The sequence below is a fragment of the Sphingobacterium sp. SGL-16 genome, assembly GCF_011043515.1.
Taxonomy (GTDB): domain Bacteria; phylum Bacteroidota; class Bacteroidia; order Sphingobacteriales; family Sphingobacteriaceae; genus Sphingobacterium; species Sphingobacterium litopenaei.
The window spans coordinates 40,624-53,097 of sequence record NZ_JAAKGQ010000017.1; the positions used below are offsets into that span (position 1 = coordinate 40,624).

Genomic DNA, 12,474 nt, shown 5'->3' on the forward strand with positions numbered 1-12,474 from the left:
ACTATGGACAAAAAAGTACAAAATGCGTTAGAAGCAGGTATTGCTTCTTATGCATCTATCGAAAATATTGAAAGTGCTGAATTTCTTTCGGCATTAAAAAATGCGTTTCAATTAAGTGCTCCTTTTATGGAGAAAGTGGATGCTTTAGATGCGGTTTTTGATGATTTTCAGACCTTTGAAGAGTTAAGAGAGCTAGCTTTTGATTTGTTGATGATTAATTTCTTCGCAGAAGACGTTCAAAAATTGGAAGAAGATTATTTGGATTCGGAAGAATGGGAGCAAATCGAAGAAGATACTTTGGATCGTGGGACAGAATTGTTGAATATCTTTTTGTATTTGAAAGAATGTGCTGACGATGAAATTGAAGCAGATTTGGATGATTATCTAAAAGAATTCTTATTGGTAGAAGAAGATGAGTTTCAAGATGAGCACCGTATCTATGAAAAAGTGATTGCTAATCAAATTTTGGTAGAATCCGATTATTCTGAAATCGCGAAAGTAGCAAAAACTGTAGGTCCTATGGAAGAATTGTACGAATTGTTTAATCCTATCGTTTCTTTCTTCTACGAGCCAAATCCTACCTCAAAACAACTAGATGAGTTCTCTGCGCATGCAGCTAATAAAGCGTATGAAACAGCTATTTATCAAGTTATCGTTAATTTTAACAAATAAATTATGGCTGAAGAAAAGTTCGCTGAAGCAGGTTTTGATGCTACTTATAACAAAAAAGAAAGTATCAAATATGGCTTAATCCTTGGCTTAATATCCTTAGTGTTAGGAATTGTAGTTTTGAATATTAGCAAAAGTATTCAAACTTTTTGGCTATTAACAGGCTTGTCATATGCTATTAATACCATTTTATATATGGTCATTGCGCTGGTGTTTGCTTACACCTTACGTAAAAAGAATGGAGGTTTTTGGAACTTTTCGATTGCACTGAAATCAACTTTTTTGATGTTGTTGATTTCTACTGTGCTTGCGACAGTATTCACTATGATTTATGTGCATACTATCAATCCTGGTTTACAAGAAGAGGTATTGCGCAATACGATTAATGTTACTATCGAGCAATTGGAAAGTAGTGGTGCTCCTGACGATGTAATCGATTCGAGAGTGGCTACCTTAGAAGAACAAATGAACTCTTTAGGGCAGCTTACATTAAAAGATACTTTCAGAAGTCTGATGATTTCTATCCTAATGCAATTTATCTTTTCTTTAATCTTAGCTGCTATTACGCGCAATGAGAAACTTTCTCAATCTAAGCCCACAAACTTTAATTAATCATACGAAATAAGTACGATAAAAATGGATATATCTGTTGTAGTGCCTTTGTATAACGAAGAAGAATCTTTACCCGAATTAACGGATTGGATTCGTCGCGTAATGCTTGCAAACAATTTTTCTTACGAAATTATTTTGGTGGATGATGGGAGTAAGGATAATTCGTGGAAAGTTATCTTGGATTTAAAGAAATCGCATGAGCAGATTTCTGGTATCAAGTTCAGAAGAAATTATGGTAAGTCTGCAGCATTGAATGTAGGTTTCGCGGCCACTCAAGGTGATGTAGTTATCACCATGGATGCGGATTTACAAGATAGTCCGGATGAAATTCCAGAGTTGTATGATAGAATCATGAATCAAGGAGCAGATTTAGTTTCCGGGTGGAAGCAAAAACGCTATGACCCATTGACCAAAACTATTCCGACCAAATTATTCAATTCGGTAACACGAAGTGTTTCAGGGATACATAATTTGCACGATTTCAACTGCGGGTTGAAAGCTTACAAAAAAGATGTCGTAAAAAGTATTGAGGTATACGGCGAAATGCACCGATATATTCCTGTGATAGCGAAATGGGCTGGTTTTACGCATATTCAAGAGCAAGTAGTACAACATTATCCACGAAAATATGGTACGACAAAATTTGGTCCTGGGCGTTTCGTAAAAGGATTTTTAGACTTAATGTCTATATTCTTTGTCGGAAAGTTTGGGAAACGTCCTATGCACTTTTTCGGTCCTGTAGGTGTAGTAAGTTTCCTTATCGGTTTCTTTATTACTTTCTATTTGATTTGTGAGAAATTGATGAGTATCGCCAATGGTACGCCGTATCGCAATGTCACAGATCAACCTTTATTCTATTTGTCTTTGTTAGCTATTATGATTGGTACGCAATTGTTCCTGACAGGATTTATTGCGGAGTTATTATCTCGTAATAGTTCAGAAAGAAACAAATACCATATTGAACGTGTCGTCTAATCCTATGTTTTTCTCGATAATCATTCCATTATACAATAGACCTGACGAAATCAAGGAGTTGCTAACTACATTGTTGGCACAGACGTATACTTCGTTTGAGGTCATCGTGGTGGAGGATGGCTCGAGTAATCCTGCAGAATATATTGTTCAATCTTTTGCCAAAAAGTTGGATATTCATTATTACCAAAAAGTAAACGAAGGACAGGGTTTTGCGCGAAATTATGGTTTTGCTCATGCCAAAGGCGATTACTTTATTGTGTTTGATTCGGATATTCTGGTGCCAAAAGACTATTTGCAAATAGTAAAAAATGCAATAGAACAAGAAAGTTGGGATGCTTTTGGAGGACCAGATGCTGCGCATGAATCTTTTACTACTATTCAGAAAGCTATTAGTTATTCGATGACTAGTCCCTTTACTACAGGAGGTATTCGCGGTAATAAAACACATGTCGGTCAATTTCATCCACGTAGTTTCAACATGGGTATTTCCCGAAAGATTTTTGAAACGATAGGAGGCTATAAATTATCGCGTCGGTCGGAAGATATTGAATTTAGTATTCGAATGATAAATTCGGGATATAAGGTCGGTTTAATACCTGAAGCGCACGTTTATCACAAGCGTAGAACGAGTTTTCCGCAATTCTATAAACAGACGAATGCTTTTGGAAAGGGGAGAATCGATATTTCTATCTTGTATCCTTCGGAATTAAAATTAGTGCACGCTTTACCGGCAATATTTACATTCGGAGTTATTACCTTAATAGTATTGAATATCATTAATTTTTCGATTTTTACGGATTTTAGACCGCTCGAGATTTTGGTGTATCTTGGTAATACATTTTTAGTGGTTTATACCGCATTATTATTTTTACATGCATTGATTACGACGCGAAGTATTTCTGTTGCAGTCAATGGAATAATAGCTGCATATACGCAGTTATTTGCATACGGAACGGGGTTTATGACAAATTATATAGATCGTATTTGGTTGCACAAAAATACATCCATGTAATAGCACTAATAAAATGTATCGTGATTTCAATTACTCAATATAATTTAGATAAAATAGAGAATCTATTATTAGATTTGGGATACAAGGTTCGTTATGAAAAAGGAAATTTCAAAACGGGTGCTTGTGTGATTCAGAATACAAAAATGATTATTGTGAACAAATTCTCCAATTTGGAGATCAAAATCAATTCATTGATTTCTTTGTTGAGAGAATTTGAGGTTTCTAAAGAAGATTTGGATGAAAAGCAATGGACATTTTATAAAACATTAATCAAAAAACAAGAGGCATAGTTTGAAGATTCGATTTTTAGGTACCGGAACTTCACAAGGTGTACCTGTTATAGCTTGTGATTGCGAGGTTTGTACTTCGAAAGATGTACATGACAATCGCTTACGTTCGTCTATTTTAATTGAATTGGACAATGGCCGAAATATCGTTATTGACACTGGTCCAGACTTTCGTTATCAAATGTTGCGTGATGGCGTAAAACATCTGGATGCTATATTGATGACACATTCGCACAAAGATCATATAGCAGGGTTGGATGATGTACGTGCATTTAATTACCAGCAACAGGAAGCTATTACTATTTATTCAAATACGGCAACTTTAGAAGCTTTGCAACGTGAGTTTTATTATGCTTTCTCTGCAATAAAATATCCTGGTGTACCCCAACTGGAACTAAAGGAAATTCAGCCATTAGATAGTTTTACTATTTTAGAAACAGAAATTCTTCCTTTCGAAGTATTGCATTACAAAATGCCTGTATTAGGGTTTAGAATAGGGAATTTCGCTTACATCACAGATGCTAAGATTGTTTCTGAAGAATCAAGATCTGCTTTGGAAGGAGTAGAAGTCTTAGTCGTGAATGCGTTGCAAGAATCCGCACACATTTCACATTTCACCTTAGGCGAAGCTTTGCAATTCATTGCAGATATTAATCCGAAAAAAGCCTACCTTACTCATATTAGTCACCGCTTTGGGACACATGAGTATATTCAATCCATTCTACCTGAAAATGTATTCCCTGCATACGACCAACTTTGTGTAGAGATAAAATAAGTTTATCGTTTTTCAAACCTTTTTTTTTCCTGATTGTTATACTCTAAAATAACATAATTTACACACTAAGTTCAATTATAAATTTTAGAAATATGGGAAATCTACTTTATTTAATCGCAGTAATATTAGTAATTATATGGGCGATTAGCTTTTTAGGAGGCTATGCAACAGGCGGAATTATTCATATCCTGTTGGTAATTGCAATCATTGTAGTTTTATTACGTGTAATACGAGGGAATGCTTAAGTAAGTTAAGCACTACTTTGTATTCAAATACAGTTTGGCTATTTCAAAATCTTCAGGAAAAGTTAGTTTTAAGTTTTTATGACTGCTTTCAATGAGATGGATGGAATAGCCAATTTTTTCTACTACCGAAGCGTCATCCGTAAATGTTGGCAGTTCCAACTGCTGATAAGCTTCTAATAATACTTGAGCGGGAAAGGTTTGTGGTGTTTGTATTTGCCAAACCGTATCTCTATCCACGGCATCATTTTCATTTATACTGCCAATACGAATTGAATTAGTGCTTTTGTTAGCTAATACATTTGATTTTCCCTCGAAAGCCAATGCAAAAGATTTTTCTATTAAATCAGAATCTACTAAAGGTCTTGCCGCATCGTGAATGGCTATCGTGCTATCTTCATTAAAAAAGAAATCTGGAAAGCGGGTTTCCAAATAATTGATAGCATTTCGAATACTTTGGAATCGAGTCTTACCCCCGAGAACCAGTTCGTGAGGAATATTAAATTGATTTTCTTGGCATAATTCATTCCAATAGTCCACCATCTCGGCATGAATCGCAACCACTATTTTATCTACATGATTTTCGAATGCCTGAATCGTATGCATAAGCACGGGCTTGTTGTTTAGCAACATATATTGTTTAGGAAGATTAGCATTTAATCTGGATCCTGTACCACCGGCAGCTATAATAACGACTCGACTTAACATATTATTCAATGTAGATAAATAAAAAGCGTGACTGAAAACCAATCACGCTCAAAAATATTGAAATATTCTTAAAATCTTAAATAATCAACATGGCATCTCCATAGCTGTAGAATTTATATTTTTCTTTTACAGCTTCTTCGTATGCATTCATTACATTTTCATATCCCGCAAATGCAGCAATCATTACCAAAAGTGTTGATTCTGGAGTGTGGAAGTTTGTAATCATCGAATTTGCAATAGAGAAATCGTATGGAGGATAAATAAATTTACTTGTCCAATCTGCAGCAGGTTTCAAACGACGATCAGCAGATACTGAAGATTCAATAGCACGCATTGAAGTCGTACCTACAGCACATACGCGTCTTTTGTTATCTAAAGCTTTATTAACTATGCGAGCAGCCTCATCTGTAATAATGAATTGCTCGGAATCCATTTTATGTTTTGTTAAATCTTCAACTTCTACGGTGCGGAATGTTCCTAAACCTACGTGAAGTGTAATTTCAGCAAAGTCAATACCTTTTAATTCCAAACGTTTCATTAACTCGCGAGAGAAGTGAAGACCCGCAGTAGGAGCCGCTACAGCACCTTCGTTTTTAGCATAAATTGTTTGGTAACGGAATTTATCTTCTGGAGTAGCTTTACGTTTGATATATTTTGGAAGTGGAGTCTCACCTAAAATTTCAATGTTACGACGAAATTCTTCGTCAGTACCATCAAATAAGAAACGAATAGTACGTCCTCTAGAAGTTGTATTATCTACTACTTCAGCCACTAACAAATCATCATCACCGAAATATAATTTATTACCAACACGGATTTTACGAGCTGGATCAACCAATACATCCCATAAACGTAATTCCTTGTTTAATTCACGCAACAAGAAAACTTCGATTGTAGCACCAGTTTTCTCTTTGTTTCCATACATACGAGCAGGGAATACCTTCGTGTTATTCAAAATCATTACGTCCTTATCATCAAAGTAATCTAGGACATCTTTGAAAATTTTATGTTCAATTTTACCAGTGTCCTTGTGAAGTACCATTAAACGTGCTTCATCGCGTTGTTCAGAAGGTTCGTTAGCTAATAGAGATTCAGGTAAGTTGAATTTAAATTGTGATAATTTCATGTGTATCAGTTTTATGTTTTATTCGCCTACTTACAGGGCAGGCTAAAAGCATACAAAGGTATGAATTTTAATATAAAATATTCTATCCACTCCAAATATATGATGATAAAATGAGATTTGAACGTTTTGAGAATATGAAGTGTTTTTAGATATAGAAATAAAAAAATGAAAATTAATTAAAAGATTATGAAAAATAATTGTAATTTAAAATGCATTAAACAATCAGACTAAACTAATTACTATTTAAATCATGAGTGATACAAAGAAAGAAGGGATAGCTTCTGACCTTATTACTGAGGAGACCTTAGAAAATATTCAACACGTAAATAATCCTGTGTTGGATTTACCAACAATCGAAAAAACGTATTTGCAAGATGTTAAAAGCTTTGCTAAAGAGGGGAATAACTTTATTTTTTCAGATGGTAAAGCAAGAGTAGAAATCAAAATTGTATCGGATGATATTATCCGAGTGAGATTAGCACCAATAGGTGTTTTCTTGGATGACTTTTCGTATGCTGTGATCGAACAAGAACATGAACCGCATGCTTTTGAAGTTTCTGAAGACGACAAAAATTATCATGTAATCACAAATAATGTTACATGTACTATAAGTAAGAAAGATTTTTTGGTGTCTTTTTCAGATGCTAAAGGAAAACTAATGAATTCGGATTATTCTCCAATGCACTGGGAGGAAAATCAAGACTTTGGTGGATATTATGTTTACGCTACGAAGAAAGCTTTTGATGATGAAGTGTTCTTTGGTTGTGGAGATAAAGCATCGCATCTAAATCTAAGAGGTAGACGTATTATTAATTGGAACTCGGATACGTACTCTTATGCATTCAATCAAGAACCTTTATATAAAACAATTCCATTTTATTTGGGTGTGACAGGTGGAGACGCTTATGGCATCTTCTTTGACAATACTTTTAAAACCTATTTTGATTTCGCAGCAGAACATAATGATCAAACTAGTTTTTGGTCCGAAGGTGGGGAGTTACAATATTATTACATCCATGGACCTCAACTGATTGATGTTGTAAAGCGTTATCAAGAATTAACAGGTACGCATTTTTTACCTCCTCTCTGGGCAATAGGATACCATCAATGTAGATGGAGTTATTATCCAGAAGCTAATGTTCGACATGTGGCCGAACAATTCCGTAAAAGAGAAATTCCTTGTGATGCTATCTATTTAGATATTGACTACATGGATGGCTACCGCTGTTTCACTTGGAATAAAAAATACTTTCCAGATCCTAAGCAGATGATTTCGGATTTGGCAGCCAATGGCTTTAAAACAGTGGTAATGATTGACCCAGGTATTAAGGTCGATGAAAATTATTGGGTATTTAAAGAAGGCCAGGAGAACAAATACTTCTGTCGTCGTGGAGATGACTACTTTATGGAGGGATTTGTATGGCCTGGACGTTGTCAATTCCCAGATTATACCAATCCAAAAGTAAGAGAATGGTGGGGTGGATTATATAAAGGACTTGTTGAGGATGGTGTAGCTGGCTTTTGGAACGATATGAATGAGCCTGCAATTTTTGGTAAAGGCACTTTCCCTGACGATGTACGCCATTATTATGAAGGATATCGTGGTTCACACCGCAAAGCACACAATATCTATGGTATGCAAATGGTGCGTGCTACATACGATGGATTGAAGAAATTGTATAAAAATAAACGTCCTTTTACTATTACGCGTGCTGCATATTCAGGTACGCAACGCTATTCTTCCGTATGGACAGGTGATAATATTGCAACTTGGGAACACTTACGAATAGGCACTTTACAATTACAACGTCTTTCCATGTCGGGTTTGTCTTTCTGTGGAACCGATATTGGCGGATTCACGGGTAATCCTGATGGAGAATTATACACCCGTTGGATGCAATTCGGAGTTTTTTCTCCATTTATGCGTGTTCACTCTGCCGGAGATACAGTGGATAGAGAACCTTGGAGTTTTGGTCCAGAATGGGAAGCAATTTGTAAGAAATTTATTGAATTACGTTATAAATTGTTACCTTATATTTATTCTATTTTTTGGCAACAACACAAGTATGGTTTGCCGATTTTGCGACCAGTGGCGATGTTAGAACAAGATGTGTATAAAAATCTATTACGCGAAGAAGAATTTGCATTTGGAGATAAAATTTTGATATCACCAGTATTAAATCCAGGACAAAAAACGAAAGTTGTATACTTGCCGCAGGGCAATTGGTATTACTATTTTAGTAATACGTTATATAATGGTGCCAATGAAATTGAAATAGCAACTCCTCTGGACGAAATGCCCATTTTTGTTAAAGCTGGAACTGTGATGGCGGAATATCCTGTCATGCAATATACAGGAGAAAAGAAAATTGAATCCTTGAAATTATTAATGTATTTCGACGAAGGTGAACATCATAGCTACGGTTACACCGATCACGGCGATACTTTTGCTTACGAACAAAATATTTATTTAGAGAAACATTTTATTCAAAATAGTACCAAGAATAGTGTCAAGCTATTGCAACAACGCGAAGGACTATTTACAGAGAGATATGATGATTATAAAATTTATCCTATAGGATTACCTTTTGTTCCCAAAAAAGTGGTAGTAGACGGAATTACATTAGACTTCCAAACAGATGAGAATGGAGATAAATACATTCTTGTGGACAATGATTTCAAAAAATTAACAATTGAATAATACAATTATGAGTAAAGCTATTGAAGTATTTTCTTTATTCACTGATTTTGATATCAGTTTATTTAGAAGTGGAAAGCATTTTCGTCTGTATGAAAAATTTGGTTCCCAAACTGTATTTTTAGATGGACGTCAGGGGGTATACTTCGCTGTATGGGCTCCCAATGCGAAAAAAATATCAGTGATAGGTAACTTCAATGGTTGGAATCCTTATAGCCATGAACTGTATGTCCGTTGGGATGAAAGTGGTATTTGGGAAGGCGTTATCTTCAATATCGGTATTGGTGAAGTATACAAATATCGTATTGAAACGTATTCTGGGGAAATATTGGAAAAAGCTGATCCATTTTCCCTAACTATGGAGATTCCACCTAAAACCGCTTCTGTAGTTTCTACAACATGGCATCAGTGGCAGGATGATAAATGGATGAGAGATCGACACGAACGAAATCGTTTAGATCGTCCTATGTCTGTGTACGAATTACATATTGGGTCTTGGATACGAGACCCATATAACCCTGATCGATTATTATCTTATCGTGAGATAGCTGAAAAATTGGTTCCGTATGTAAAATCACTAGGGTTTACGCATGTCGAATTTATGCCTATTATGGAGCATCCTTATTATCCATCTTGGGGATATCAAATAACGGGGTATTTTGCAGCTTCTTCTCGCTATGGTACACCACAAGAGTTGATGTATTTAATCGAGCAGTTGCATAAGAATGAAATTGGTGTAATCTTAGATTGGGTGCCTTCTCATTTTCCAGGTGATGCACACGGTCTTTATCGATTTGATGGATCGGCTTTATATGAGCATGAAGATATTCGAAAAGGATTTCACCCCGATTGGAAATCGTACATCTTTAATTATGGACGAAATGAAGTGCGTTCTTTCTTAATCAGTAATGCGATATTTTGGTTGGATCGTTATCATATCGATGGTTTACGTGTAGATGCTGTAGCTTCCATGTTGTATTTAGATTATTCTAGAAATGAGGGAGAATGGATTCCAAATGAATTTGGAGGTCGAGAAAATTTAGAAGCGGTATATTTCTTGAAAGAATTCAATGAAGCAGTTTATTCAAATTATCCCGATGTACAGACTATTGCCGAAGAGTCTACATCCTGGCCAGGCGTTAGTAAGCCGACTTACGATGGTGGATTAGGCTTTGGAATGAAATGGATGATGGGCTGGATGCATGATACATTAAATTATTTCAAAGAAGATCCTATTCATCGTAAATATCATCATAGTCAATTGACATTTTCATCTGTGTATGCTTACCATGAACATTTTATGTTGCCCTTGTCCCATGATGAAGTAGTGTATGGTAAGCAGTCTTTAGTGAATAAAATGTCTGGCGATGAATGGCAAAAATTTGCTAACCTGCGTGCTTTGTATTTATTCATGTATACTTTTTCGGGAACAAAATTGATATTCATGGGAGGAGAGTTCGGTCAAACCTCGGAATGGAATGTTAATCAATCATTAGATTGGCACTTAATGGTGTTTCCTCCACATAAAGGTTTATTCGAATTTTTGAAAAAACTAAATGCTACTTATAAAGAGCAGCCTGCATTATACGAAAAAGCTTTTAGCCCAGAGGGATTCGAGTGGTTAGAGTTAAACGATGCTGATAATAGTGTTTTGGCCTATGTCCGTAAAGGTCATGATAGACACAATGACCTGGTCGTTGTATTAAATCTAACCCCTGTAGTGCGCGAAGGATACCGTATTGGCGTGCCTTCCAAAGGCAATTGGGAGGTTATTTTTAATTCTGACGAGCTTGAATATTTTGGCTCTGGGGTGAATATCGGTAATATAAAATCAGATGCAATTCATTGGATGAATCAAGATAATTCAGTGAGTTTGAAATTGCCTCCTTTAGGAGGGGTGATATTAAAATTAACAACCTAATAAATTACAACCTAAACAAAAAATACTGTATGAATGTCATTCATTTAAGTGTGGAGTGTTATCCAGTGGCTAAAGTTGGAGGATTAGCAGATGTGGTTGGCGCTTTACCAAAATATCAACGTAAGCTTGGGATTGACGCAAGTGTAGTCATGCCATGGTATAATAAACCGTATATACAATCTCACGATTTTGAAGTGGTTGCTGAAGGAGGATTTTATCAAGGGTCACAATATTTAAATTATACCATCTACCATCACGAAGAAACGAATTTGGGTTTCCCCTTATATTTAATTAAGATACCTGGGTATTTAGATCGTTCTGAAGTGTATGGTTATGCGGATGATAGTGAGCAGTGGTTAGCATTCCAGCATGCTTTTTTACATTGGATTTTGACAAATAATATACGTCCTGATGTTATAAATTGTCATGATCATCATGTTGGATTAATTCCTTTTTTGCTCAAAAATGGAAATGACTTTAAGGAGTTATCATCTATTAAAACATTATTTACCATTCACAATGGCCAATACCAAGGCTGGATGAATTGGAGCAAAGGTATATTATTACCTGGTTTCGATACATGGAAGTGGGGTTTATTAGATTGGAGTGGCTCTATAAATCCTTTATCTTCTGCTGTTCGTTGTTGCGATGCTTATTCCACCGTTTCAGAAGGATATTTAGGGGAACTTGTTCACGAAGCGAAAGGTTTGGAAAGTTTATTTGTCGAGCAAGCTTATAAATCTCATGGAATCGTAAATGGTATTGACCCCGAAATTTGGAATCCTTCGAAAGATCCGTTAATTAACAGTAAATACAACGCACGAACGGTCAAGAGTGGTAAACGAAAAAATAAAGAAGCTTTTTGTGCAAATAATGGCATATCGAGTGATGGTCTTTTATTAACCTACATAGGAAGGTTTGCGCACGAAAAAGGAGCTGATATTTTAGCGTCGGTGTTGGATAATTTCTATTCGAATAATGAAAATAAATTAACTATATTTATATTGGGTTCAGGGGATTCGAGTATACAACAAGATATTGAGAATGTATTTACAAAATACGCGCCCAAAATCGCTGTATATTTTGGATACAATGAAGCTTTAGCACATGAAGCTTACGCGGCATCAGATGTAATCCTAATGCCATCCCGTGTAGAACCTTGCGGCCTTAACCAGCTTTATGCACTTAAATATGGAACTATTCCTGTTGTACGAGGCGTCGGAGGATTAAAAGATACAGTCCTAGACGTGAGTCAAGAGGATGGTTATGGATTTGTTTTTAACGACTTCACTATTGAAAGTATAGTCGATGCTATTCAAAGAGCATTAGCTTATTATTCAAAAGAAAAAGATTGGTCGGTTATTACAAGGAAAGCAATGTCGTTGGATTTTTCGTGGGAAAAATCAGCGCAAAAATATATAGATTTATATAACCATCTACTCAAATAAT

12 protein-coding genes are annotated in these 12,474 nt (G+C 35.6%); 10 read left to right on the plus strand and 2 right to left on the minus strand.

All coding sequences use genetic code 11. From position 1 onward, the window contains the following. The first annotated feature begins 3 nt into the window (after window positions 1-3). The 7 genes from G5B32_RS07910 (at window position 4) to G5B32_RS07940 (ending at window position 4,575) form a co-directional block, all read left to right on the plus strand. Window positions 4-672 (plus strand): hypothetical protein, encoded by a 669-nt coding sequence (locus G5B32_RS07910; protein ID WP_165290995.1) that lies wholly within the window; start codon window positions 4-6, stop codon window positions 670-672. A gap of 3 nt (window positions 673-675) precedes the next feature. Next, a complete protein-coding gene (locus G5B32_RS07915) occupies window positions 676-1,281 on the plus strand; it encodes a DUF4199 domain-containing protein (protein ID WP_165290996.1) in 606 nt (201 codons plus the stop codon). A 24-nt stretch (window positions 1,282-1,305) separates the two neighbouring features. Continuing rightward, entirely contained in the window at window positions 1,306-2,256 is a 951-nt protein-coding gene (locus G5B32_RS07920) for a glycosyltransferase family 2 protein (protein ID WP_165290997.1), read from the plus strand. 4 nt (window positions 2,257-2,260) lie between these two features. Further along, entirely contained in the window at window positions 2,261-3,268 is a 1,008-nt protein-coding gene (locus tag G5B32_RS07925; RefSeq protein ID WP_165290998.1) for a glycosyltransferase, read from the plus strand. A gap of 20 nt (window positions 3,269-3,288) precedes the next feature. Then, entirely contained in the window at window positions 3,289-3,558 is a 270-nt protein-coding gene (locus tag G5B32_RS07930; protein ID WP_165290999.1) for a hypothetical protein, read from the plus strand. 1 nt (window position 3,559) lies between these two features. Further along, a complete protein-coding gene (locus G5B32_RS07935; protein ID WP_165291000.1) occupies window positions 3,560-4,330 on the plus strand; it encodes an MBL fold metallo-hydrolase in 771 nt (256 codons plus the stop codon). A 92-nt stretch (window positions 4,331-4,422) separates the two neighbouring features. Continuing rightward, a complete protein-coding gene (locus tag G5B32_RS07940; RefSeq protein WP_149913551.1) occupies window positions 4,423-4,575 on the plus strand; it encodes a lmo0937 family membrane protein in 153 nt (50 codons plus the stop codon). A gap of 12 nt (window positions 4,576-4,587) precedes the next feature. Here G5B32_RS07940 and ispD read toward each other — a convergent pair whose 3' ends face one another. Then, the gene (gene ispD / locus G5B32_RS07945) at window positions 4,588-5,280 is read right to left on the minus strand and encodes a 2-C-methyl-D-erythritol 4-phosphate cytidylyltransferase (protein WP_165291001.1); all 693 of its coding nucleotides are present in this window, start codon (window positions 5,278-5,280) and stop codon (window positions 4,588-4,590) included. A gap of 76 nt (window positions 5,281-5,356) precedes the next feature. After that, window positions 5,357-6,406, minus strand: a complete 1,050-nt coding sequence (gene queA, locus G5B32_RS07950; protein ID WP_165291002.1) for a tRNA preQ1(34) S-adenosylmethionine ribosyltransferase-isomerase QueA — start codon at window positions 6,404-6,406, stop codon at window positions 5,357-5,359. 250 nt (window positions 6,407-6,656) lie between these two features. Between queA and G5B32_RS07955 the strand changes: the two genes are divergently transcribed. From G5B32_RS07955 to G5B32_RS07965, 3 genes are read left to right on the plus strand one after another with little or no spacing between them, the layout of a single operon-like run. Further along, window positions 6,657-9,107 (plus strand): glycoside hydrolase family 31 protein, encoded by a 2,451-nt coding sequence (locus tag G5B32_RS07955; protein WP_165291003.1) that lies wholly within the window; start codon window positions 6,657-6,659, stop codon window positions 9,105-9,107. A gap of 7 nt (window positions 9,108-9,114) precedes the next feature. Next, window positions 9,115-11,025, plus strand: coding sequence for a 1,4-alpha-glucan branching protein GlgB (gene glgB / locus G5B32_RS07960; protein WP_165291004.1), 1,911 nt, complete (start codon window positions 9,115-9,117; stop codon window positions 11,023-11,025). Between the two features lie 29 nt (window positions 11,026-11,054). Beyond that, complete coding sequence (locus G5B32_RS07965) at window positions 11,055-12,473, plus strand: glycogen synthase (RefSeq protein ID WP_165291005.1); 1,419 nt, start codon at window positions 11,055-11,057, stop codon at window positions 12,471-12,473. Window position 12,474: the final 1 nt, after the last annotated feature.